The following is a 22,830-nucleotide window of genomic DNA, read 5'->3' on the forward strand; positions in this document are numbered from 1 at the left end:
AGGGGTGCGCTCTAACCACCTGAGCTACAGGCCCCAACCAAAGCGCGCGCTGAAGCAGCGCCAACGCCCCGGTCGATGTATCCGGATTGAGAAGAGAAGCGAAGACGGCAGCGTCCCGCATAGCAGGGTCTGACTGACCCTAGTGTTCCAAGTGTTCCGATAGAAGCGGCATGACGCCACCTCGTAAGAGAACATCCTTAGAAAGGAGGTGATCCAGCCGCAGGTTCCCCTACGGCTACCTTGTTACGACTTCACCCCAGTCGCTGACCCTACCGTGGTCGCCTGCCTCCTTGCGGTTGGCGCAGCGCCGTCGGGTAAGACCAACTCCCATGGTGTGACGGGCGGTGTGTACAAGGCCCGGGAACGTATTCACCGTGGCGTTCTGATCCACGATTACTAGCGATTCCGCCTTCATGCACTCGAGTTGCAGAGTGCAATCCGAACTGAGACGGCTTTTGAGGATTAGCTCCCCCTCGCGGGTTCGCTGCCCTTTGTCACCGCCATTGTAGCACGTGTGTAGCCCAGCCCGTAAGGGCCATGAGGACTTGACGTCATCCCCACCTTCCTCGCGGCTTATCACCGGCAGTCCCCCTAGAGTGCCCAACTCAATGATGGCAACTAGGGGCGAGGGTTGCGCTCGTTGCGGGACTTAACCCAACATCTCACGACACGAGCTGACGACAGCCATGCAGCACCTGTGTTCCCGCCAGCCGAACTGAAGAGGCGTGTCTCCACTCCTCATACGGGACATGTCAAAGGCTGGTAAGGTTCTGCGCGTTGCTTCGAATTAAACCACATGCTCCACCGCTTGTGCGGGCCCCCGTCAATTCCTTTGAGTTTTAATCTTGCGACCGTACTCCCCAGGCGGAATGCTTAAAGCGTTAGCTGCGCCACTGACGAGCAAGCTCGCCAACGGCTGGCATTCATCGTTTACGGCGTGGACTACCAGGGTATCTAATCCTGTTTGCTCCCCACGCTTTCGCGCCTCAGCGTCAGATCCGGACCAGTCAGCCGCCTTCGCCACTGGTGTTCTTGCGAATATCTACGAATTTCACCTCTACACTCGCAGTTCCACTAACCTCTTCCGGTCTCAAGCCATGCAGTATCGAAGGCAATTCTGTGGTTGAGCCACAGGCTTTCACCCCCGACTTACAAAGCCGCCTACGCGCCCTTTACGCCCAGTGATTCCGAACAACGCTAGCCCCCTTCGTATTACCGCGGCTGCTGGCACGAAGTTAGCCGGGGCTTCTTCTCACGCTACCGTCATTATCGTCGCGTGCGAAAGAGCTTTACAACCCTAAGGCCGTCATCACTCACGCGGCATGGCTGGATCAGGCTTGCGCCCATTGTCCAATATTCCCCACTGCTGCCTCCCGTAGGAGTTTGGGCCGTGTCTCAGTCCCAATGTGGCTGATCATCCTCTCAGACCAGCTACTGATCGTCGCCTTGGTGAGCCATTACCTCACCAACCAGCTAATCAGACGCGGGCCGATCCTTCAGCGATAAATCTTTCCCCTTGCGGGCGTATCCGGTATTAGCCCAAGTTTCCCTGGGTTATTCCAAACTGAAGGGCACGTTCCCACGCGTTACTCACCCGTCTGCCACTGACCCCGAAGGGCCCGTTCGACTTGCATGTGTTAAGCCTGCCGCCAGCGTTCGTTCTGAGCCAGGATCAAACTCTCAAGTTGAAGAATTTGATCTCGACTGTAGTCACTACGCAAATTGACAGAGTCCATCTCACTCCAGGTCGCCCTGAAGCGGTGTACTCACCAAAGCATAGAACTGGTCGATGTCTATCCACCCGAACCCCAAAAGGTCCGGCGCAAGGACACCGCCGCCTACGCTTCTCTTCCCTCTCAACAATGTCAAAGAACAGAACCCCGAAAGGGCCTGGCGAAGGGTTCGTTCGAACCGCGCCGCCGATGACGCTGATCTAGTCCCTGGCCGCCGCCCTGTCAACCGCCTTCCTGAAAGTTTTTGCAAGCTTTCGTCGCGATCGGCAGAGATCTTCCATGGCCCTACCGAAGTAAAGGCCAAGCAACAGCCCCCGCAGAAACGCTGTCGTTTCTGCGCCGCCGCACCGGAATGCTGCAACACATCCCAGCCGTTGCTGGATAAGATCGGCGTCAGAGGAGCCGCCCGGCCGGCCCGATCCCTCGAACCGCCGACGCTCGTGACCCGGACCGGGCCGCGCCCGCTCCGCCCCACCCGGCAGCCCGCCGCCCCGGCCCCGACAAAGGGCCCGGATCCGCAGCAGCCGCCATCCTGGTGGAAATCACCCCCGCCAAGGCCACGCTCTCGCGAACACGCCCCGCCAGGGAGGCGCTCCTATAAACCCTCCACACCGTTTGGCAAGAGACATCTTCAAAGTCTCTCGTCGGGAAATGGGCAGTAGGGGAGGGGAGTGCCTTGGTGCCTCAGGGATATAGGGAGAGCCGGGCCGCTTTTGAAGGTGTGGGAACAAAGTTTCCGGCTGGGGACAAATCGCCCGCAGCCTGCCTCGTGTTCGCCTCCTAATCCTCTTTTTACCTTTGGCAGGCGTAATCGGAGAGAACCTCCTCTCGGGCTGACCGGGTCGGCCCCAACACCATAACAGACAATGCATTTCAAACGACGGTCTCCGCCTTCCGCCGCCCACGGTTATGGCTCTCTCCCTCGGGACGACGAACAGAATTCCGGGTTCGCCGATCAAGGCCAGAAGGGCCCGTCTGTCGGGCTTCCGCAGGCTCCCGCGCCGGGAGGACGGCAGGCTTCATATCTCGAACCACACAGGCAGAATGGGCGCGGATCGATGAACGAGTTTGAGCGTGGGCGAGAGCCGTCGCGGCCGAGAACGGCGGAGGATCGGGCCCGTGTTGGGGACCGGACCTCGCGAGACAGGGGCCCCAACGGCGCTCCGCGCGGGGAGGTCTGGGAACAGTCGTTCTCCATGTCGCCGGAGGTCCGCTTCACGCGCACGCCTGAACGGGTGCTGAAAGAGCGCCGGATGCAGACGCCTGCTCAAGCGACGCCCGATGCTCTCGGCCGCCAGTCCAAGGAAATCGCGTCGGCCCGGGCTGCGGATCCTGCGCCGGCCGTCCAGGAAAGACTGCTTGCGTTGCAGAACAAGGCCGCGTCCCAGGAGGTTGGGAACGGCGCGCCGCGCGCCTTCACCCGCGCGCCTTCGCATGTGCCGGACCCGGCCAAGCGGGTGCCGCCCGTGCGGCCGCGTGCAGACGTATCTCAGCGGGCGCAGGTCGCGCCCGCTCCCGCGACTGCCGAGCCTGCTCCCACCCCGAAGGTCGTGACGCCGGCCGAAACTCCGGCCAAGAGCAGCCCCGCTCCATTCGAGCTGTCTACCGTCCAGCAAACCTACAGCTTCATGTGGCAGCCAGGGACATATCTCCTGGATCCGACTCTGCCTGCTCCCGTGGAGCCGGTCCCGGCGGCGGCACCCGCGCCGATGCGCTCCGCCTCGGTCGCACCCGTTCGGGCCGAGCAGGAGAAGAATGTGCCGGTCGTGAAGAAAGCGGCGCCTCCGGCGGCGGCTAGGCCGCGTGTTCCGCCGGCTCCCCCTGCACCGCCGGTGGAACCCGAGATTCTGCCGTGGGAAGAGGATGAGGACGACGTTGAAGCCGAAGTCGACATGCACATGGAGCATGTCGATGACCTCGCAGGGGACGACGATGTCATCGAGGGGCCGACGCGGCGTGCTGCAGTCGTCGCGCCGAAGCCGCGCCTCACCGCCAATCCGCCCGTTCCCGCTGCCGCCAATGACAGCTTCCGTCGTGAGGGCCGCGACAATTATGCCTCGGTGTCGATCGGCGTCTCTGCGCCCGTAAGAGCCTCGTTCGAGTTCGAGCTCCCGGCTCTGGAACTTCTGGCCGAGCCGAAGATCTGGGACAGTGCCGAAGTGCCGGTCGAAGTGCTGCAGGAGAATGCGGCGACCCTCGAGAACGTGCTGTGGGACTTCAACGTCAAGGGCGAGATCATCAACGTCCGGCCCGGACCTGTTGTGACGTTGTACGAGTTGGAGCCGGCGCCTGGGACGAAGTCGTCGCGGGTGATCTCGCTGGCGGACGACATCGCCCGCTCGATGAGCGCGGTCTCGGCCCGCGTCGCCGTGGTCCAGGGCCGCAACGCCATCGGCATCGAGCTGCCCAACCACAAGCGCGAGACCGTGTACCTGCGCGAGCTGCTTGCCTCCCAGGACTTCGAGACCTCGAAGCAGAAGCTCGCCCTGTGCCTGGGCAAGACCATCGGCGGCGAGCCGGTGATCGCCGATCTCGCCCGCATGCCGCACCTGCTGGTGGCCGGCACCACCGGCTCGGGCAAGTCGGTGGCGATCAACACCATGATCCTGTCCCTGGTCTACCGGCTCTCGCCCGCCGAGTGCCGCCTGATCATGGTCGACCCGAAGATGCTCGAGCTGTCCGTCTATGACGGCATTCCCCATCTGCTCACCCCGGTGGTCACCGACCCGAAGAAGGCGGTCGTGGCGCTCAAATGGGCGGTGCGCGAGATGGAGGACCGCTACCGCAAGATGTCGAAGCTCGGCGTGCGCAACATCGACGGCTTCAACGCCCGCGTGGTCGAGGCCAAGGCGCGCGGCGAGACCATCACCCGCACGGTGCAGACCGGCTTCGACCGCGAGACCGGCGAGGCGGTGTACGAGGACGAGGTGATGGATCTCGATGCCTTGCCCTACATCGTGGTGATCGTCGACGAGATGGCCGACCTGATGATGGTGGCCGGCAAGGAGATCGAGGGCGCGATCCAGCGCCTGGCCCAGATGGCGCGCGCCGCCGGCATCCACGTGATCCTGGCCACCCAGCGTCCGTCGGTCGACGTGATCACCGGCACGATCAAGGCGAACTTCCCGACCCGGATCTCGTTCCAGGTGACCTCGAAGATCGACAGCCGCACGATCCTGGGCGAGATGGGCGCCGAGCAGCTCTTGGGCCAGGGCGACATGCTGTACATGGCCGGCGGCGGGCGGATCACCCGCGTGCACGGGCCGTTCTGCTCGGACGAGGAGGTGGAGAAGGTGGTGGCGCATCTGAAGCGCCAGGGCCGGCCGCAGTACCTGGAGGCGGTCACGGCCGAGGAGGACGAGGGCGGCGGGGCCGGCGCCGATGCGCCGGTGTTCGACCAGGGCGAGTTCGGGGCGCCGGGCGGGGATCTGTACGACCAGGCGGTGGCGGTGGTGCTGCGCGACAAGAAGGCGTCGACGAGCTACATCCAGCGCCGGCTGCAGATCGGCTACAACCGCGCCGCCTCCCTGATGGAGCGCATGGAAAACGAGGGCATCGTCGGCCCCGCAAACCATGCCGGTAAACGCGAGATTCTGATCAACCATCTCGACATGGACGATTGATCTCGCGCCCGAACTCCAACAATGGAAAAGGCGGCCCTTGCAGGCCGCCTTTCTTCCCTTTGTGAGAGCGGTTGAATTACTGGATGACCTGAACGACCGTCCGCGTCTGCGGATCGACCAGGACGGTCTGGTCGTTCACGATCGTATAGCTGTAGGGATTCCGGAGGCCGACGCTTTGCGGAACCGGATAGAGCCTGACCCGCGGCGGCAGAGGCTGGCCGACAGTCACTTCCTCCGCCACACGCATCGTGGGACGGCGCTGGGCGACGACATAGGTGTGGACTCGGTTCTGCTCCTCAGCAGTAAGAGCGCCGCCGACAGCGGCACCGGCGACGCCGCCGACCACGGCGCCCACAGGCCCGCCGACGACGGCGCCCGTCAGGGCACCGCCCGCGGCTCCGGTGGCCGCGCCGGCTTCAGTGTTGCTCTGGCAGGCGGCCAGGGGAAGAGCCAGAAGAGTCAGGAGGGCGGCCGAGACTGGGAAGTAGTTGCGCATGACGGATTCCTTTTCCGATTGGCACCATGCGAACGCAGGAAAGCTTGGCCGGTTCCCTATCTTCCTAACGACGCACCTCAAACTTGAAAGGTGTGAGCAAGCCGGTCTTTTGTCCTTGCCGTTCCCGCCCTCAAATGCATCTGTCATGACGGATAGGAGCAGGGCGGGAGGATAGGATGGCTGAGCGTTCCAAGGTTGCGATCGTGACGGGAGCGGGAACGGGAGTCGGCAAGGCGATCACCGCCGGGCTCCTGAAAGCCGGCTACAGCGTCGTCATGGCGGGGCGGCGGCGGGATGCCCTCGAGGCGGCCGAGCGGGATATCGCGGCAGAACCTGGCTCGACGCTTCTCGTGCCGACCGATGTGACGGATCCGGCCTCCGTCGCGGCCCTGTTCGCCGCGACCAAACGGTCTTTCGGGAGGCTCGATCTTCTCGTCAACAATGCCGGAACGGGCTCGCCTGCCGTCCCCTTGGAGGATATCCCCTTCGAGCAGTGGCGGAAGGTGGTCGACACCAATCTGACGGGGACCTTCCTGTGCACGCAGGAGGCGTTCAGGATCATGAAGGATCAGGACCCGCAGGGCGGGCGGATCATCAATAACGGCTCCGTTTCCGCCTACGCTCCGCGCCCGTTGTCGGCTCCCTATACGGCGACGAAGCACGCCGTGCTGGGGCTGACCAAGTCGACCGCCCTCGATGGGCGCGCCTATGACATCGCCTGCGGGCAGATCGACATCGGCAATGCAGCCACCGACATGACGACCAGGATGACGGAAGGTGTTCTGCAGCCCAACGGAACGCTGGCGCCCGAGCCCAGGATCGATCCCATGCACGTGGCGGATGCGGTGGTCTACATGGCCGGACTGCCTCTCGATGCGAATGTGCTCACCATGACCGTCATGGCGACCAAGATGCCGTTCGTCGGGCGAGGGTGAGACACATTGCCGTGAAAGGCACGCCCCCATCTGGGAAGTAAGCTGAACCGCCCCATCTCATGGAAATGGCCGGTCCCGGATCAGCCGCGATGGACGGCTTCCATTCAGCTTGTCCGGAGCAGAATGCGAGCCTCGGCAGGTCGTGCCGGTTGTCTTCCCATGGAGTTTAAGTTCCCGATGACGGCGGCGGAATGAGCGCGATTCTCGTCAAGATCTTTGCAACGGCCCTGACATTGAGTCAGGTTCTCGTCGATCCTGCGACCGTCAAGACGAGCTTCGATCCCGCGCGGGACCAGGAGCAGGTCTCGCAGATCCTGAAGGACGGCTGCACCCACATGCGGCGCGCCTTCGATATCGAGGACATCAATCTCGATGATCTGATCGCGACGGCCATGGACGATCCGCAGGCCATCGCGGGCGAGCTGAAGGTGCTGCAGGGCCTGAGTTTCAACGACTTGCAGGCGAGCTACCGCCAGTTCTGCAAGGACGAGAAGGTCGAGCCGTCGCCGGTCGATCTGAGCGAGGTGATCTCATACTACAATGCGGCCGTCGCCGGGCTTCCCGATGCCGGGAAGCTGAAGGGCCTGAAGCTTCCGGGCGTCAGCGTGATCCTGGATGGAAGCGGCAAGCGCTTCGCTGAAGTCTATGAACCCGATCACCGGCGCATCTGGGTTCCTTTGTCGGACATTCCGAAAAGCGTGCAGCAGGCCTTCGTGTCGGCTGAGGACAAGCGCTTCTATCAGCATAAGGGTGTCGACGAGCGTGGAGTGATCCGCGCCTTCATGGGCAACCTGACGAATCCCGGGCGGCCCGCGGGCGGTTCCACGATCACCCAGCAGGTGGCGAAAAATCTCCTCGTCGGCGACGATGTCACTTACGATCGCAAGATGCGCGAAATGATTGTCGCCTCGCGGATCGAGCGCGTCCTCAGCAAGGCCGAGATTCTCGAAATCTATCTCAATTCCATCTATCTCGGCCGCTCCTCCTGGGGCATCGAGATGGCGGCCCAGAGCTATTTCGGGAAGAGCGCCAAGGCATTGTCCGTTTCCGAAGGGGCGCTCCTCGCAGGGCTGACGAAAGGCCCGAACTATTACAATCCCGACACGAAGCCGGATCGCGCCCAGGAACGCATGGCCTACGTCCTGAGCCGCATGCAGGACGATGGATTTCTGAAGCCCGATCAGGTGCAGCAGGCGATCGCATCTCTGCCGGCGCGGGTGCCGTTCGAACGCATCCGGCGAAACACGGGATTCTACTTCGTCGATCACGTGAACCGGGACGCCCGGACGCTTGCCGATATCGAGAAGCTGAGCGCCGGCGGCTACACGGTGCGGACCACCATCAGCCCTGTCCTGCAGGAGGCCACCGAAGCCGCTTTGCAGGAAGGTCTTGCCCGCTATGAACTGAGCGTCGGGCGGCAACGCTACCAGGGTGCCGAGGCCAATCTTACGCAGGCCGTCAAATCGCTCGAAGCCACGACGGGCAATTCTCCATCCTGGAAGCGCGCATTGGAGGCTGTACGGCTGCCCCTCTATGACGTGCATTGGCCCGCGGCCGTCGTCGTCGAGAAGGGAAGGGATCGGAAAACGGGCGCCAACGTCCTGCGGGTCGGCCTCGCGGATGGCCGCGTTCTGCCGTTGAGCGCCTGGGAAGCGGCGAGAAGAGACCTCAAGCTCTACGACGTGGTGCGCGTCCAGGTGATCGAGCAGAAGGGCAAGGGCGCGGTTCGTGCCGATCTTCGGACGCCTCCCGCCGTTCAGGGCGGTGCGGTCGTTCTGGAGAACAGGACCGGTCGGATCCTCGCCATGACGGGCGGTTTCTCCTATCCGTTGAGCCAGCTCAACCGGGCCACGCAGGCGCAGCGACAGCCGGGCTCGGCGTTCAAGCCCTTGACCTATCTCGCTGCTTTGTCGAAGGGGCTGCAGCCCAACACGCTGGTCTGGGATGCACCGGTGACGCTGCCGCCCGTGGGCGGAGGGGCGAATGCGGGCGCTGGCGATTCCTGGAGCCCGAAGAACTTCGACGGCGGCCGTTCCGGCATCGTGACTCTGCGTCGGGCGCTCGAAAACTCCAAGAATCTCGTGACGGCGCGCCTGCTCGACGGCGGCATCGAGGCCACGCCGGAGCAGAGCCTGAAGCGCGTGTGCGAGCTCGCGCTCGAAGCGCAGCTCTATCTGGAATGCTCGCCGTATTATCCGTTCGTCCTGGGAGCGCAGCCGGTGCGGATCCTCGATCTGGCCGCCTTCTACGCGGCGGTCGCCAATGAGGGCGCAATGCCGGTGCCGCATGCCATCGAGAGCGTGGAACAGGATGGGCGCCCGGTCTACAGCCGCAAAGCCAACGCGCTCGCCCGGCTCGGCTCCGCCGACGCTGTCGCCTTCTATCAGTTGAAGACCATGTTGCAGGGCGTGCTGGAACGTGGGACCGCCCGCTCGCTCAAGGCGCTGGCGCCTTATGCCGGGGGTAAGACGGGAACGTCGGACAACGAGAACGACGCCTGGTTCGTCGGGTTCACCAACGACGTCACCATTGCCGTGTGGGTGGGGCATGACAATGCCGACGGCAAGCGCCGGACGCTCGGCCGCGGGCAGACCGGCGGCAAGGTGGCGGCTCCCATCTTTCAATCCATTCTCCAGGCCGCCTGGGACAACCACGTGCCGAAGGCGCCGCTCAGCCCGCCTTCGCCTCAGACGGCCAAGCAGATGATTGCCCTTCCGATCGACCTCAACACCGGCGACAGGCTGACCGACGGGCAGGGCAAGGGCTTCACGGAGCATTTCCGGCTCAGCTGGTTCGGGCGCTTGAACGAGACGCAGTACCGTCTCGTGCCGCAATCGGAAGTGTATGCCTTCCGTAATCCCGATCCGTGGAGCGACGGCGAGGAGAGAGGCGGGCCGGATTATTACGAGGATGGTCCATACGCGCAGGGACCGGGCTGGCTGGAGAGCCTGCGCCAGTCCGCTCCGCCGTCCCGCCGTCAGGCCGAGCCCGAGCGGGGCTTCCGCTGGTGGTGGGAGGACGATGCACCGCAACGCCCCCGAAGGGTGGACCCGGATTACTTCTGGCGCAACGGACAGGTTTACTGATGATATCGATAAAGCCTTTCGGACTGGCTCTGGCCGTCCTGGCCACTCTTGTTGCCTCGGCGGGCGCGCTGGAAGCGCAGGGCTTCAAGATCGACGAGGTCGCGTCCGTGACGACGGTGGCGCCGGCTAGGCTGAAGCCCGGGATCATCCTCTTCAGCGATCATCGGGACGACAAGCTGGCCGATGCCGGGACGGGCCTGATGCGGTTCGAGGACTGGGCGCGCGAGAGACCCCTGCAGAAGCGGCTCCTGAGCCCCTATCCGGATTACGTCGAACCGACCATTACGATCTCGGTCCACGGCATCCCGAAAGCCTATACCGAGAAGCTCCACATGTACGTGGTGGAGGCGCGGTTCCTGATCGACAAGGCGCCCGACGCCATCGATCTCAAGCGCTACACGCAGGTCGAGGTGCTCGAAAAGATCGATCCCGCCATCAAGCATCGCCGCATCACGGCGGATCAGGCCGCTCCGCAGGCGGACCCGGAGAGCGCCTATCAGCGCCATCCGAACCGGCGTTGGTGCGAGCCGGAGGGAAGCCTGTGCATCGAGTCCCGCTATCCGCTGGAAGGCAAGCTCCCGGTCGGCATCCGGCTTGCCAACAAGCTGGAGGAGGGCGGTAAGAAAATCTCCGAGTTCATGGATTTCCAGACGGAGATCCGTACGCTTCCGCCTGAGGAGATCGAACGGGCTGGCTATGCCAAGCTCACCGGCCTGGACGCTCCGGTAGCCGGGGTGCTGGAACAGACGATCTTCCACGTGAATCAGGTCATGCAGTTCGGGAAGCTGGTGGCTGTCCTGCAGCCCTATCCCGGCGAGACGGGCAAGACGGTCGTGACCATGTTCATGACCCTTGGGGTCGAGACCGACGTCCTGGAGCGCAAGAAGGAATTCGAGAACGTTCCCGTGCTCAGGAACCTCATTCCTGCGCAGGTTCTGATGGGCAAAAGTTCGTTCAACTCCGGCAGCTCCATCAGTGCCGGGCTTCCCGATTACGTCCGCAACCGCATCCGCGCCATCGCCGGGCAGTTGGAGCAATAAATGCAGTGATATGCAGACGAAAAAGCCCCGTTCCAGTTAGGCCGAACGGGGCTGCTGAGTGTGCGGAGGCGACAAGGGGTTGCGGGGAATGGTGCCTCCGTACCAGATCAAGCGTTCAGCTTGATCAATGTTCCTTGGAAAACGTCGTTTCCGAACCTTGGCAAGCATCAAATTTCCTTGATTGCGCCACGTTCGAAGACCTCCCTCACCCTCTGGATCACTGATGACAGGTGTGGTGGAACGCCGCACAGGAGTAACAATCGCCTTCCGAGGTTGTTGGGGCCGGCAGTCAGCGTTTCTTCCTCCCGAACTTGCCTTCCCTGGTCCTGCCAGGGAAGGCTTTTTTTGTGCGAAGGGCGAACAGATGTTCGCGACTATTCCCGGCGCTCTTTCGTTCGGCGGCCGGCACTGTTATCTCCCGAACCCGTTGTCGGATTTTTCCAGGTCCCGTCACCCGCCGGGTGTCGGCCGCTGCAGTAAAGGTACCCTTCCATGGCCAAGGCCATTCATTCGATGATCCGGGTGCTCGACGAGGAGCGCTCCCTCTCATTCTATGAGAAGGCGTTCGGCCTCAAGGTAGCGGAGCGATTGGCGTTCGAGGGCTTCACGCTGGTCTATCTCAGCAATGGGGACAGCGAGTTCGAGCTGGAGCTGACGATCAATCATGGCCGGACCGAGCCCCATGTCCTCGGTGACGGCTATGGGCATCTCGCTTTTTCCGTGGACGATCTCGAGGCGGAGCATGCCCGTTTCGAAACGCTTGGCCTGAGCCCTACGCCGCTCAAGGAACTGAAGCTCGAAGGGAAGCCGCCCGCGCGGTTCTTTTTCGTGCAGGACCCGGACGGGTACAAGATCGAAGTGCTTCAGCGCGGCGGTCGCTACAAGTAGCCTGAACCTGTCGATCAGCCCAAATCGATCCTGCCTGAGAGACCACACTTGGCCATCCGACCGATTGTCCGCTTCCCCGATCCTCGCCTGCGCCGGAAGGCGGAGCCCGTCGGCTCCATCGATGAGGATGTGCGGACGCTCGCCCGCGATCTGGTGGAAACCATGCACGCGGCTCCCGGCATCGGGATCACGGCGCCGCATGTCGGCATCCTCCGGCGGCTCGTGGTGATCCAGTTGGAATCCGATCATGCGCCCCACATCTATGTCGATCCGGATGTCGTCTGGTCCTCTTCCGACATGATCCGTCATGTGGAAGGAAGCGTCTCGATGCCGGGCGTCACGGATGAGTTGGAACGTCACGCCCGCGTGCGGGTCCGCTACAGGGACATCGACGGCACGGAACGTGAGGAGGAGGCGGAAGGCCTGATGGCTGTCTGCCTTCAGCACGAAATCGACCAGCTCGACGGCATCTTCTGGATCGACCGTCTGTCGAAGTTGAAGCGGGACCGCTTGATCAAGCGGTTCGAAAAGCTCCATCGCATCAGGGCCTGATGGTGGAGGGGCTCTGATGTTGGAGTTTGTAAGCCGTGTTCGAAATCTACCGTATTGAAACCGTCGCCTCGGAAGGGGCGGGCGGAGGTGTCATCCGCCGGATCATGGTGCGTACCGACTCGCTCGACAAGGCAAAGGAGCGGGCCCTGAAAGTCTTCTCGCTGGCCCGCCGTCCACAATCCCGCGATCCCGAGGTCGAGGCCGTCCGCGTCCTGAACGGAGCCGGCCATGAGGTTTTTTCGATCAGCACCAGGGATTAATAGCGGCGTTCACGGATCCGATTCCTGGCATCGGCGCAGGAACCGCTGGGGATAAGCCAAACACCATTTGACAGCGCGCGCATTCACCGGTACTTGCGCGCCTCCATCGCAAGAAACGCCCGACCGGGCTGCGGGCGATGCGAGGAAATGCGCGGGCGTAGCTCAGTCGGTTAGAGTGCCGGCCTGTCACGCCGGAGGTCGCGGGTTCGAGCCCCGTCGCCCGCGCCACTCTCCTCACGCCGCAAGGGTGGCACTCGATCCCAGAAAATTCGGCACGGCTTCAAGATGCGCATGACAGCGCGCTTGAAAGTACAAGGGAGCCGCAGCGGGCTCCCTCGCAATCTTGGTCATCAGCCTTGGATCGACCCGTCAGGCGATCTTGCCGCCGCCCTTCTTCGTGACCACGAGCAGGGAGGGGCGGGGCGGCATGCCGTCCTTGAAATCCGGCCAGCGCGTGATCGGATTGTCGAAGCTGACGGGAGCGCCTTCTTCCGCCTCGCCGGGATGCTGCACGGCCAGGAAGAGAGTCTCGTCGTTGGGCGTGAAGAACGGGCCGCACATCTCCGCTCCGACCGGAACCCGGAAGAAGTGCTTGGACGTGCCGCGCATCTCGCCTTCCGTTTCCAGCGCCCACAAGCCGTCCGCGCGTCCGGTCGCCTTGGCGTTGTTGCCGTCGGTGGAGATCCAGAGACGTCCCTGGTTGTCGATGGCGCAGTTGTCCGGCATGCCGAACCAGCCGTTCTTGGTCGTGTCCGACGAGAAGGTCGCGCCGACCGACGCCACCGAGGGATCGCCGCATTTCACGAGCACTTCCCAGGTGAAGGCCGTCGAGGCGTGGTTGCCGCCCTCTGGCATCATCTCGACGATGTGGCCGAAGGCGTTGTTCGCCCGCGGATTGGCGGCATCGACCTGGTCTTCCTTGCGGCGCGTGTTGTTCGTCAGCATGACGTAGACGCGGTTGGTCTGCGGATTGGCTTCGATGTCCTCAGGGCGATCCATCTTGGTGGCTCCGAGAAGATCCGCCGCGCGGCGGGTCTCGATCAGCACGTCGGCTTGGCTCTTGAAGCCGTTGGCTTCGGTCAGGGGGCCCTGGCCGTGGATCAGCGGCAGCCACGTACCCTTGCCGTCAGGATTGTACTTGGCGACGTAGAGGGTGCCCTCGTCGAGCAGCCCGAAATTGGCGGCGCGGTTCTGCTTGTCGACCTTGCCGGCGCTGACGAACTTGTAGACGTAGTCGAAGCGCTCGTCGTCGCCGAGATAGATCACGTAGCGGCCATCGCTGTTGGTGATGCCGGCGGCGCCTTCATGCTTCGTGCGGCCGAGCGCGGTGCGCTTCTTCGGCACGAAATTGGGGTCGAACGGGTCGATTTCGACGACCCAGCCGAAGCGGTTTGCCTCGTTCGGCTCCTTGGCGAGATCGAAACGGTCGTGGAACTTGCCCCAGGCATAAGCCGGCGTCCCGATGCCGTAGCGCTTGTAGTTCTTGGCCTCGGGATGGGTGTCGCCGAGCGCGCCCCAGAAATAGCCGTTGAAGTTCTCTTCGCAGCTGAGCCAGGTGCCCCAGGGCGTCACGCCGCCGGCGCAGTTGTTGACCATGCCGTTCACCTTGCGGCCGGTCGCGTCCGCCGAGGTCTTCATGCGATCGTGGCCGGCGGCCGGGCCGGTGATCTCCATGGGCGTCTCGGCCGTGATGCGGCGGGTGTACTTGGAATCCTTGACTACCTGCCACTCGCCGTTCACCCGACGAATCTCGACCACGGCGCCGCCATGGGCAGCCATTTCGATGTCCACCAGATCCTTGGTCATCTTCGCGAAGGCAACGTCCTTGGCGTCCTGGACCCCGACGCCCGGGAACATCAGTTCCTCGTTGGTGTACTCGTGGTTCGCCACGAGAAGGCCGTGGTCGCTGGAGCCGTCGATCGGAATATAGCCGACGAAATCGGTGTTGTAGCCGAACTGGCGGGCTTGGCGCTCGGCCGTCTGGTTCTGCGGATCGAACTCGGGCGTGCCGGGGAAGAGCGGGTCGCCCCAGCGCAGGAGCACCTTCGCATCATAGCCTTCGGCCACGTGATGGGTCTGGTCGACACCGGCTTCGATTTCCTTGAAGTCGAAGGAGGCGGCAGCGCCCTTCTTGGTTGGTTGTTCGTTGGCCGCAAGGGCACGGGTACCGACGGTCGCGGAGATCGCCGCAACGGCCAGAGAGCCGCGCAGAAGGTCGCGGCGGTTGAAACGTGTGGCGATGATCTCGCCCATCGTGAGGTTGTGCGTCGGGTTCACCCCGATATCGCCTGAATCTTCCAGATCGCTTGCGCGAAGGCGGGCCTTGTGCTCGTCCATATCGGCTTCTCCGTCTCTTAGGGGGACAGAGCCGAGTTAGAACGGTTCTATGTAAGCTTGGTGACAGTCGTGCGGCGCTGGAGTTCGGGAGGGGACATTCCGAGGCGGATCGTATATGGTCGCGCGATGAGCAACGATGTTTCTGCACTCCGAGAGCAATTGTCCGATCAATGGCAGAAGGTCGCCATCGATCTGATCCGGAAAGGCATTCCGGCCGATCTCGTGTTCGAGTCGCTCCTGACGGTCGGGCTGGCCGGTCAGGTCGAGCTTCAGGGCAAGCACATGATGGCCGGCAAGCTCGTGGCCATCGCCGAGCAATTGTCCGAACAGGTCAGGCAGGAGAAGGAAGCCCTGCAGGAGGCCTCGGGCGCGACAAAGAATTAGCCGCCCGGAAGGGGCCATTCGACTTACGGCTAAAGCGCCGGCAAAATTGCTCGTCAGGCTATGTCCGGGTGCAACATCTGGAGTTATTGTCGCGTTAGCTCGGCGAAGCTCCACGAAGCGGCTTCGGCCCGCTTCTCCGCCCACCAGACCAAATGGGGTCGTGCCCTCATGCAGCCGGCGCTAGACAGCAACACCCTGGACCGCTTGATCGCCCTCGGACGTCAGCAAGGCCATCTGACGAACCGGGATCTCGAAGACAATCTGCCAATCGCATCCATGAGCGCGGAGGACATCGCTCTCATCGTCGTTCAGCTCGAGGAGACAGGCGTTTCGGTGGAACTGGACGCCAGCCTCGTTTCACCAGATCCGAAGCCGAGCCCGGCTCCCGTCAGAAGCGCCGTCATCATTCCCTTCCCGGATCGCGCCGCGGCTGCGCGGATGAAGCAACGCAAGGCCCCCCTTCAGAAGGCGCCCGCCTCAGCCCCGGCGCCTGCCAAATCCCCAGGTCAGAAGAGCCGAGCCGCCCATTGGGCCGTCGCCGTTTCCGGCTTGCTTGTGCTGGCGCTGCTGGTCGGCATTGTCAAAATGCTGGGCGTCTGACGACATCCGCGGAATTCAGAGTTCGGCCCGGGCGTCGTCTATCAGGGGAAGCGGCTTCACGGCCGGTCCGCTGAAATGCGTGACGCTCAGCTCATTCTTCGCCGCGGATCTGAAGCCGAGATCGAGAAAAGCCGTCTTCGGTTCGAAGAGCGATTTTGCCGCGGCCGTCGCATCATACCCGAGGATGGGCTTCAACTCGGGAACGGGCTTCTGAGCGGGCGCGGGGACAAGCGCCGCCAGAGCATCCGATGCCGTATCCGGCATCCCGGCTGCCGCGACCTGGATCTCCACGGGACGCTTCGGTGGGAGTGGAATGGTCGAAACCACGACCTCCTTGACGCTTTCCGGGTCGGCAGAGGCAACCGTCGTCGATGGGCTCGGGGCCGGCGTCTCCGGCTGCGGCGGCGCAGAGTTCTTGCGGCCGAAAAGATTGGCGAGCACGCCACCGATGGAGGGGCCGGCGCTGGCCGAGGCCTGGGTGGCGAGAGCGGCATTCCGAGGCAGGATCTCGGCCTTCGCCAGTTCATAGCCAGCAAGGGGCTTGCCGTTGGAGGGAAGGTGAAGGGTCTTCCCGTCCGGGAACAGCTGCGCCAATTGCTGCTGCGTCATGCGGGGCCACGCCCGGACATTGCCGGTGTCCACGTGGACAAAGGCCGAGGACGAATAATATCCCACGCCGCCATACTGCATCTTCATGGCGATGGCCCGGAGGCGCGCCGTATCGACGTCGGGCAGACGGATATCCATGGCCTTGCCGAGCATGTGCTGGCTGTGCTCGGCCACCCCGCTCGACCGGCGGCGCAGGGCGCCATTCGTCTCCGGCGACCGGTAGGCGGAAATGATGTTGATGGGCTGCGACGAGCCGGATTCGCGATAGACTTCCCAGATGATGTCGAACAGGCGCGGGTCCATCTGCGCCGGCTTCTCGACGCGCCAGTCCCGCAGGAACCAGTTGAGCTGTTGCAGGGCACCCGAGTCATATTGCCCGTCGCGCCGGAAGGTGACCGTCAAGCTTTCACGGGTATGGGTATGATAGAAGCTGAGAGTGCGGGTATCTCCGAAGGCGGCGGCATCCTGCGTCCGGGCGGTCGCCATCAGGAGAACGGAGGTCGCACTCAAGAAACCGAATGCCAGATACGAAGCCGCCTTCCTGCCGAGCAGGCCTCTGCGTCCGGATGCAGAGATCGACCTGCATCCGCCATCCGATCGTTCGGATCGGGCGAAAATTCGCGCCATGGTTGTTGGTTCCCGCGTCCCTTGAGCGACGTGTGGCCGTTAACCATGGCAAAAATAGGCGCAAAACTTACCTTTTTGCTTAATAGACCTGCGCGGTCGCCTGGTTGCGCTTCGGCCGGTTCGACGGCGAGGACAGGACGATCACCTTCGTTCCGGTCGGCGTGTGGTTGTAGAGATCGATCACATCCTGGTTGATCATGCGGATGCAGCCGGACGAAACATTGGTGCCGATGGTCCAGGGCTCGAACGTGCCATGGATGCGATAGAGGGTGTCCTTGTTGCCCTGCCAGAGGTAGAGGGCGCGGGCCCCAAGCGGATTGCCGGGGCCACCCGGCATGCCGGGACCACCGGGCAATTCGCCCATCTGCTCCAAGAGCTCGGGCTGCCGGCCGAACATCTCCTTGGGCGGATACCAGTCCGGCCATTCCTGCTTGTCCCGGATGGTCGCGGTTCCGGACCAGCTGAATCCCGACCGGCCGACCCCGACCCCGTAGCGCACGGCCATGCCGTCGCGCATGACGAGATAGAGATAGCGCGACCGTGGATCGATCACGATCGTCCCCGGCGCCTCCGCAGTCTGGTACTCGACCACACGCCGCAGGAAGGCGGGATTGATCCTGGACAATTGGATGCCAGGGATCGGAAAGAGATCGTCGTCGACGGGGCCGTATATGCGCTGGTAGGCGGATGCCTCCCGCATCGACTGGGCGAGGGCGCTTCTGGTGGGCAGAGCGGCGCCGGCGGCAGCGGCTGAGGCTCCGAGCATGAAGGTTCGGCGGCTGAGATCCATTGTGCTCTCCCGGCATTCTTAACTCGACAATAAGAAGACGCAGGACCCTCGGTGTCGGTTTCATGGTAGCTGCTATGCTTCGAAGACAAGGGAAAGCCCGGCCGTTCATATGTGGGACGGTTCAGGGTAGGGGCAGCGTGTGATGGTGTTGGAAAATCTCTCCTGGTCGTGGTTCGCCGGCGTCGGGCTGCTCGGCATCCTGTTCGTTCTGGTCCTCCTCTGGACCCGCAAGCCGCGCTACCGGCGCCACTCGATCATGACGGACAACGAAAGGGAGTTTTACCAACGCCTGCTCGCGGCCTGCCCCGATTGCCAGATCTGGCCCCAGGTTCCGATCCTGGCGCTCGTCCGGCTCGATGCCAAGGAAGGCAGCCGCGCGTTCTGGATGGCCTTCAAGAAGGTCTCGAACACGCGAGTCGATTGGGTGGTGGTCCGGGACCTCGAGGTGGTCGCCGTCGTCGAGCTCGACGATCGCTCCCACGACGCTCGGAAGGATGCGCAGCGCGACAAGGTTCTGAAGTCGTGCGGCTATCGCGTGGTCCGGTTCAGTTCGAGCCGCAGGCCCGATCCGTGGCAAATTCACGAGGCCGTCTTCCAATCTCACTAAGAGATTGGTCCGGCATTGCCTCCCGATTCTCGGCATGGAAGCTCTCGATGACCTCCTCCCGCAGAGCCTCCGGCTCCGACAGGTAGCGTGCCGAGTGGTGGAAGGGCGTTACATGCCTGACGCGGGCTTCGCGGGCGATGGACCCGGCCTCGTGAGCCGTCAGGTGGAGGGAAGCGACGGCAAGGGGCCGGTCGCGCTCCAGGAAGACGGCCTCGATGAAGAGCTGGTCGGCCCGGTGGGCGAGCCGAAGAATTTTTGCGCGGTTTTCGGCATGGGGTGCGGCATCCGTCACATAGGCGACCACCTGCCCGGGAGCGACGCGCAAGGCCCGGCCTTTCAGATCGCTGAGCCGGACGCTGCCCCCTGAAGGAACCGTAATGGGATGGTCGTCGGGCAGGCCGAGGCGAACCGCGCGCTTGGCCTCGTTGAGCCATGCACCTGGGGGGAGCCCCAGGTCATCCAGCACGCCCCGCCACACATTCACCTGGAGGACCTCCCTCAGGGCGAAGGCGAGCGAGGGGATGCCATGGTCCAGGGCGACGGCCTCGATGCTGAACTCGTCCTCCATCCAGGCGACGCCCTGCGGGAACCCGGGCGGCGCGATGTCGTGCCGGGTAAAGGCTTCTCGTGCATGAAACTCCGTGGCCTTCGTCAGGCCCGCGCCGTCGTAATCCATGGCCCTCATGCAGAAATCGACGGAGTTCTCATCCAGAAGATTCCAGGTGAAGCCCCGGATTCGGTGTTCGACCTGCGCGGCAAAGCCCGGTGGACCAATCAGGGTGAGCGGGAGCGGGCGATGGAGGCAGAGCCGGAACAGCCGGTCGAAGCCGGCCATGTGATCGACATGGGTGTGCGAGACGAAGACATGGCTCACCCGCAGCAATTCACGGGAGGAGAGAGCGGCCACATCGCCCAAGTCGAAGAGAATGGCCCGGCGGCCGTACCGGAAATCGAGATAAAGGCCTGGATCGCTGAAAGGATCGTTCACGAGACGGGGTTGAACAAGCCAACTCATCCCGACCCAACGGTTCCGGTCCCGGCCGGTTCCGATGCGATGAGGGCGGGCCCGTTCCATGGACCCGCCCTCATGTTCAACCTATGGGCCGAGGCCGCTCAGGACAAAGCCGCTCAGGGCTCTTCCTCCAACTCATCGGGATCGGTCACGTCGACCAGGAACATGATGTAGGGGCCTTCTTCCCCGTCGTCGTCATCCTCGTCATCGTCGAAATCGGCGTTCTCGAACTCGTTCTTTTCCTCTTCCGTCGCGGCCCGGACGGTGAGGGTCGCGAACCCGTCCCAAAGGGGAGCGCCCTCGCTCTCCAGAACCTTGAGATCGTCTTTGAAATCCTCGCTCATGAGGAGTTCGCGGGCTTCGTCCTCATCTGCATTGGTGATGGCAACAGGTTTGTCGCTGATGGTGAGCGTGAACATGATTCTTCCTTTCCATTCGCCCGCAAGGGATACTCGTAAACGCTCGACCCTGCACGTTCGTGGCAGAGGTTCTGCACATGAAGCGATAGGAAAAAGGCCGGACGTTGGCCCGGCCGTGAACGCGGCAATCTCCCGCTTACTCGACGCCCTTCTTCTTGAGCCAATCCCGCATCTCGGCGATCTCCCGCTCCTGCTCTCGGATCACGTCGGTCGCCCATTTGCGGACCTGTTCGTCCTTGCCGTGCTGAAGCGCCACGTTCGCCATATCGATGGCGCCCTGGTGATGGGGAATCATGCCGCGCACGAAATCCACGTCCGGGTCGCCGCTGAAGACGATGTCCATATTCCGGTGCATCGCCTCGTTGGCTTGGCGGTAGGCCTGCGTGGCGGGAGTATCCACCCTCTGGGTGGTCTGGGCCGGCGTCGAGTGGCCGGAATGTCCGCCATGCATTCCCTGAGCCTGGGCGGAAGCGGGAAGGGCGGACAGGGCAAGGATCAAGGCAAGGGATTGAATCTTCATCATTGTTTCTCTCGGAAGCGGTAGCAAACGCGGGGCTGTCTGGAAGCCGTTCGGCCTTCAGGCCTCTTGCTGGGACAGGAGTTGGGCCGGGAAACCGGCCATCTCCAAGGCGGAGAGCAGGCGCGCTTCTCCTTGGCTCGAGGCAACCGTAACGACATGGTTCTCCAGATTGCCGTCGACCTCGGCTTGCGGGTCGATCGTCCGGATGGCCTGTTCGACGCTTCTCAGGCAACCGCCGCAGCTCATGTCCGGAACGTGAAAACGATACATGGTCAGGATCCTTTGTTTCAGGGTCCTAAAGGGTCTAGGCCTTGCCACGATGGGAAGGTCAAGCAGGAGGGCGGGCGGGTTATTCAGGCTATGTCGCCATCAACTTAAAGGATGTGATTGCGGGAGCTTATCTTCTTCGAGTAGCTCTGGTATCGCGGATAACGATACAACACGGTTCAGGAGTGGCCGAATGTGGCCGGTGCGAAGGGCATGAAGGTTGTAACCCATAGCGGCACGTTTCATGCCGACGATGTCTTCGCTTTCTCCATCCTGCGGGAGGCGCTTGGGCCTTTCGAGTTTGCGCGAACCCGCGATTCCGCTCTCATCGAGTCGGCCGACCTGGTCTTCGACGTCGGCGGGACTTACGACGTCGCGCGCGGACGCTACGACCATCACATGCGGGATCTGCCCCGGCGGCCCGACGGAACGCCCTATAGCTCGGTCGGCCTGATCTGGCGCGATTTCGGCCGCAACGCCCTGCCGAACTTCATTCAGGGCATCGACGAGGACCTCCTGGACGCGATCTGGCAGGACATCGATACCGGCTTCATCCTTGCCATAGACCAAGCCGACAACGGCGTAGCGTCGATCAGCCAGGGCCACCTTTCGCTCCTGATCGAGGCCTTCAATCCCACCTGGGCCAGCGACCAATCCTATGATGATGCTTTCCTCGAGGCGGCCGATTTCGCCAGGGACATTCTGGTTCGGGCGTGCCGGCAGGCCCATGCGGAGGCCCAGGCCCAATCCTTGGTCCTGGCCGCCGCCAGGAAGGCGCGCGACCCCCGCGTGATCGTTCTCAATCGTAAACTGCCCTGGGAGAAGGCCGTTTTCGAGGGTGGTTTGCGCGACCTACTGTTCATCATCTACCCGAACGAGGATGCCACCGCCTGGTATTGCCGGACGATCCCGCCTGAGCCAAACTCCTTCGGCCAGAGGCTGTCCCTACCGGAAGCATGGCGCGGCTTGCAGGAGGAGGAATTCTCCCGCGTGGCCGGGATCGACGACGGCGTCTTCTGTCACCCGAGCGGTTTCATCTGCGGGGCGCGTTCGCAGGAATCCGCGGTTCGGTTGGCCGAGAAGGCGATTGCCGGCGGTCCGTAATCCGGGCCTCGCCGTCGGGGTTGAGCCATGAAGCAGGTGCCGATCGTCTCTCATCCCGCATATCAGGCCGTCATGCCCGACGGCCATCGTTTTCCCATGCGGAAATACGGTCGTCTCGCCGAAATCATCGCGGAGAAGGGGCTGGCGCCCGGTGGCTTCGCCAAGCCGGAAGAAGCTTCGGCCGAACTGATCGCGCTGGCGCATGACCGCGCTTACGTCGACCAGGTCTTCGCCGGCTCCGTTCCCCACGAGATCGAGCGGCGGATCGGCCTTCCCATGAGCGAAAGCGTGGTTCGGCGCGCACGGGCATCCGCCGGTGGGACGCTGCTTGCGGCCCGGCTGGCCCTTCAGCACGGTCTTTCGGGGAGCACTGCGGGCGGCAGCCATCATGGACAGCGGGAGACGGGAGCCGGCTTCTGCGTCTTCAACGATGTCGCCATCGCGGCCAAGGCGCTCCATGCGGAGGGCGCGATCCGACATGCGCTCATCGTCGATCTGGACGTGCACCAGGGGGACGGCACGGCCGATTGCCTGCGCGACGAGCCGGATCTCTTCACCTTTTCCATGCACGCGGAGAAGAACTATCCCCTCCGCAAAATCCCGAGCGATCTCGATGTCGGGTTGCCCGATGCCATGGAGGATGACGCCTATCTGGAGGCGCTCCAAGCGCACCTGCCGCGCCTTCTCGATGCGATCGAGCCGGATCTCGTGTTCTTCAACGCCGGCGTCGATCCGCACCGGGACGATAAGCTCGGACGGCTTGCACTTTCCGACGAGGGCCTGCGCCGGCGCGACGATTACGTCATCGAGCAGGCCCGCAGCCGCCAAATCCCCCTCGTCGCCGTCATCGGCGGCGGCTACTCCCCCGACGTTGAAGCCCTAGCCCGGCGACACGCCACCGTGTTCGAGGCGATGGCAGCCTGGGGCGAAAGGGAATAAGG

General features: G+C 63.3%; 20 protein-coding genes, 2 tRNA genes and 1 rRNA gene (1 of these 23 running past the window's edge). 13 read left to right on the top strand and 10 right to left on the bottom strand.

Features of this window, described 5'->3' with window-relative positions:
* Together U0023_RS18100 and U0023_RS18105 are read right to left on the bottom strand one after the other, a co-directional pair.
* Positions 1-34 (bottom strand) — tRNA-Ile (locus tag U0023_RS18100); it reaches 43 nt to the left of the window's first position.
* A gap of 167 nt (positions 35-201) precedes the next feature.
* Positions 202-1,688: ribosomal RNA gene (locus U0023_RS18105) — 16S ribosomal RNA — on the bottom strand.
* 1,241 nt (positions 1,689-2,929) lie between these two features.
* On the opposite strand from U0023_RS18105, the gene U0023_RS18110 reads away from it, so the two are divergent.
* Positions 2,930-5,356, top strand: a complete 2,427-nt coding sequence (locus tag U0023_RS18110; RefSeq protein WP_322883756.1) for a DNA translocase FtsK — start codon at positions 2,930-2,932, stop codon at positions 5,354-5,356.
* Between the two features lie 76 nt (positions 5,357-5,432).
* On the opposite strand, the gene U0023_RS18115 is transcribed toward U0023_RS18110, so the two are convergent.
* Positions 5,433-5,852 (bottom strand): DUF1236 domain-containing protein, encoded by a 420-nt coding sequence (locus tag U0023_RS18115; protein ID WP_009492298.1) that lies wholly within the window; start codon positions 5,850-5,852, stop codon positions 5,433-5,435.
* Between the two features lie 176 nt (positions 5,853-6,028).
* Here U0023_RS18115 and U0023_RS18120 point away from each other — a divergent pair, with 176 nt between their 5' ends.
* The 7 genes from U0023_RS18120 to U0023_RS18150 all read left to right on the top strand — a co-directional run bounded on the left by U0023_RS18120 (position 6,029) and on the right by U0023_RS18150 (position 12,841).
* Entirely contained in the window at positions 6,029-6,787 is a 759-nt protein-coding gene (locus U0023_RS18120; RefSeq protein ID WP_009492300.1) for an SDR family oxidoreductase, read from the top strand.
* 191 nt (positions 6,788-6,978) lie between these two features.
* Entirely contained in the window at positions 6,979-9,873 is a 2,895-nt protein-coding gene (locus tag U0023_RS18125; RefSeq protein WP_009492302.1) for a penicillin-binding protein 1A, read from the top strand.
* Positions 9,873-10,913, top strand: coding sequence for a hypothetical protein (locus U0023_RS18130; protein ID WP_009492304.1), 1,041 nt, complete (start codon positions 9,873-9,875; stop codon positions 10,911-10,913). The genes U0023_RS18125 and U0023_RS18130 overlap by 1 nt, the downstream gene beginning before the upstream one ends.
* A 492-nt stretch (positions 10,914-11,405) precedes the next feature.
* Entirely contained in the window at positions 11,406-11,801 is a 396-nt protein-coding gene (locus tag U0023_RS18135; RefSeq protein WP_009492306.1) for a VOC family protein, read from the top strand.
* A 48-nt stretch (positions 11,802-11,849) separates the two neighbouring features.
* Positions 11,850-12,353: a peptide deformylase gene (locus U0023_RS18140; protein WP_009492308.1), complete on the top strand. Its 504-nt coding sequence runs from the start codon at positions 11,850-11,852 to the stop codon at positions 12,351-12,353.
* Between the two features lie 35 nt (positions 12,354-12,388).
* The gene (locus U0023_RS18145; protein WP_009492309.1) at positions 12,389-12,613 is read left to right on the top strand and encodes a hypothetical protein; all 225 of its coding nucleotides are present in this window, start codon (positions 12,389-12,391) and stop codon (positions 12,611-12,613) included.
* A gap of 151 nt (positions 12,614-12,764) precedes the next feature.
* Positions 12,765-12,841: transfer RNA gene (locus U0023_RS18150), tRNA-Asp, on the top strand.
* A gap of 141 nt (positions 12,842-12,982) precedes the next feature.
* Here the strand turns inward: U0023_RS18150 and U0023_RS18155 are convergent.
* Positions 12,983-14,950, bottom strand: a complete 1,968-nt coding sequence (locus U0023_RS18155; RefSeq protein WP_009492310.1) for a PhoX family protein — start codon at positions 14,948-14,950, stop codon at positions 12,983-12,985.
* Between the two features lie 126 nt (positions 14,951-15,076).
* Between U0023_RS18155 and U0023_RS18160 the strand changes: the two genes are divergently transcribed.
* Both U0023_RS18160 and U0023_RS18165 read left to right on the top strand, forming a co-directional pair.
* Positions 15,077-15,334 (top strand): hypothetical protein, encoded by a 258-nt coding sequence (locus U0023_RS18160; protein WP_154661247.1) that lies wholly within the window; start codon positions 15,077-15,079, stop codon positions 15,332-15,334.
* 168 nt (positions 15,335-15,502) lie between these two features.
* Positions 15,503-15,934: an RNA polymerase sigma factor region1.1 domain-containing protein gene (locus U0023_RS18165; protein WP_040639387.1), complete on the top strand. Its 432-nt coding sequence runs from the start codon at positions 15,503-15,505 to the stop codon at positions 15,932-15,934.
* Between the two features lie 15 nt (positions 15,935-15,949).
* On the opposite strand, the gene U0023_RS35570 is transcribed toward U0023_RS18165, so the two are convergent.
* Together U0023_RS35570 and U0023_RS18175 are read right to left on the bottom strand one after the other, a co-directional pair.
* Positions 15,950-17,053 carry a DUF882 domain-containing protein gene (locus tag U0023_RS35570; protein ID WP_407667359.1) on the bottom strand — a complete coding sequence of 368 codons (1,104 nt, stop codon included), beginning with the start codon at positions 17,051-17,053 and terminating at the stop codon, positions 15,950-15,952.
* Between the two features lie 196 nt (positions 17,054-17,249).
* On the bottom strand, positions 17,250-17,960 hold the full coding sequence (locus U0023_RS18175) for a L,D-transpeptidase (RefSeq protein ID WP_009492314.1): 711 nt from the start codon (positions 17,958-17,960) through the stop codon (positions 17,250-17,252).
* Positions 17,961-18,102: 142 nt separating this feature from the next.
* On the opposite strand from U0023_RS18175, the gene U0023_RS18180 reads away from it, so the two are divergent.
* Positions 18,103-18,567, top strand: a complete 465-nt coding sequence (locus U0023_RS18180; protein WP_009492316.1) for a DUF2726 domain-containing protein — start codon at positions 18,103-18,105, stop codon at positions 18,565-18,567.
* Here the strand turns inward: U0023_RS18180 and U0023_RS18185 are convergent.
* The 4 genes from U0023_RS18185 to U0023_RS18200 form a co-directional block, all read right to left on the bottom strand.
* Complete coding sequence (locus U0023_RS18185) at positions 18,506-19,642, bottom strand: ribonuclease Z (protein ID WP_009492318.1); 1,137 nt, start codon at positions 19,640-19,642, stop codon at positions 18,506-18,508. The two genes, U0023_RS18180 and U0023_RS18185, sit on opposite strands and share 62 nt — an antisense overlap.
* A gap of 53 nt (positions 19,643-19,695) precedes the next feature.
* The gene (locus tag U0023_RS18190; protein ID WP_009492321.1) at positions 19,696-19,998 is read right to left on the bottom strand and encodes a hypothetical protein; all 303 of its coding nucleotides are present in this window, start codon (positions 19,996-19,998) and stop codon (positions 19,696-19,698) included.
* A 136-nt stretch (positions 19,999-20,134) separates the two neighbouring features.
* The gene (copM, locus tag U0023_RS18195; RefSeq protein WP_040639236.1) at positions 20,135-20,518 is read right to left on the bottom strand and encodes a CopM family metallochaperone; all 384 of its coding nucleotides are present in this window, start codon (positions 20,516-20,518) and stop codon (positions 20,135-20,137) included.
* A gap of 57 nt (positions 20,519-20,575) precedes the next feature.
* A complete protein-coding gene (locus tag U0023_RS18200) occupies positions 20,576-20,788 on the bottom strand; it encodes a heavy-metal-associated domain-containing protein (protein WP_009492325.1) in 213 nt (70 codons plus the stop codon).
* Between the two features lie 192 nt (positions 20,789-20,980).
* Between U0023_RS18200 and U0023_RS18205 the strand changes: the two genes are divergently transcribed.
* Positions 20,981-21,889, top strand: a complete 909-nt coding sequence (locus U0023_RS18205) for an MYG1 family protein (protein WP_009492327.1) — start codon at positions 20,981-20,983, stop codon at positions 21,887-21,889.
* Positions 21,890-21,916: 27 nt separating this feature from the next.
* Positions 21,917-22,828: a histone deacetylase family protein gene (locus U0023_RS18210; protein WP_009492329.1), complete on the top strand. Its 912-nt coding sequence runs from the start codon at positions 21,917-21,919 to the stop codon at positions 22,826-22,828.
* The last annotated feature ends 2 nt before the right edge of the window (positions 22,829-22,830 follow it).

This window comes from Microvirga lotononidis, from assembly GCF_034627025.1.
GTDB lineage: Bacteria > Pseudomonadota > Alphaproteobacteria > Rhizobiales > Beijerinckiaceae > Microvirga > Microvirga lotononidis.

What these genes read in the sequence shown, in the direction of transcription:
- U0023_RS18110 (WP_322883756.1), top strand. Translation starts at nt 2,930, where the DNA reads ATGTCGCCGGAGGTCCGCTTCACGCGCACGCCTGAACGGGTGCTGAAA.
- U0023_RS18115 (WP_009492298.1), bottom strand. Translation starts at nt 5,852, where the DNA reads ATGCGCAACTACTTCCCAGTCTCGGCCGCCCTCCTGACTCTTCTGGCT.
- U0023_RS18120 (WP_009492300.1), top strand. Translation starts at nt 6,029, where the DNA reads ATGGCTGAGCGTTCCAAGGTTGCGATCGTGACGGGAGCGGGAACGGGA.
- U0023_RS18125 (WP_009492302.1), top strand. Translation starts at nt 6,979, where the DNA reads ATGAGCGCGATTCTCGTCAAGATCTTTGCAACGGCCCTGACATTGAGT.
- U0023_RS18130 (WP_009492304.1), top strand. Translation starts at nt 9,873, where the DNA reads ATGATATCGATAAAGCCTTTCGGACTGGCTCTGGCCGTCCTGGCCACT.
- U0023_RS18135 (WP_009492306.1), top strand. Translation starts at nt 11,406, where the DNA reads ATGGCCAAGGCCATTCATTCGATGATCCGGGTGCTCGACGAGGAGCGC.
- U0023_RS18155 (WP_009492310.1), bottom strand. Translation starts at nt 14,950, where the DNA reads ATGGACGAGCACAAGGCCCGCCTTCGCGCAAGCGATCTGGAAGATTCA.
- U0023_RS18160 (WP_154661247.1), top strand. Translation starts at nt 15,077, where the DNA reads ATGAGCAACGATGTTTCTGCACTCCGAGAGCAATTGTCCGATCAATGG.
- U0023_RS18165 (WP_040639387.1), top strand. Translation starts at nt 15,503, where the DNA reads ATGCAGCCGGCGCTAGACAGCAACACCCTGGACCGCTTGATCGCCCTC.
- U0023_RS18175 (WP_009492314.1), bottom strand. Translation starts at nt 17,960, where the DNA reads ATGGATCTCAGCCGCCGAACCTTCATGCTCGGAGCCTCAGCCGCTGCC.
- U0023_RS18180 (WP_009492316.1), top strand. Translation starts at nt 18,103, where the DNA reads ATGGTGTTGGAAAATCTCTCCTGGTCGTGGTTCGCCGGCGTCGGGCTG.
- U0023_RS18185 (WP_009492318.1), bottom strand. Translation starts at nt 19,642, where the DNA reads ATGGAACGGGCCCGCCCTCATCGCATCGGAACCGGCCGGGACCGGAAC.
- U0023_RS18190 (WP_009492321.1), bottom strand. Translation starts at nt 19,998, where the DNA reads ATGTTCACGCTCACCATCAGCGACAAACCTGTTGCCATCACCAATGCA.
- copM (WP_040639236.1), bottom strand. Translation starts at nt 20,518, where the DNA reads ATGAAGATTCAATCCCTTGCCTTGATCCTTGCCCTGTCCGCCCTTCCC.
- U0023_RS18200 (WP_009492325.1), bottom strand. Translation starts at nt 20,788, where the DNA reads ATGTATCGTTTTCACGTTCCGGACATGAGCTGCGGCGGTTGCCTGAGA.
- U0023_RS18210 (WP_009492329.1), top strand. Translation starts at nt 21,917, where the DNA reads ATGAAGCAGGTGCCGATCGTCTCTCATCCCGCATATCAGGCCGTCATG.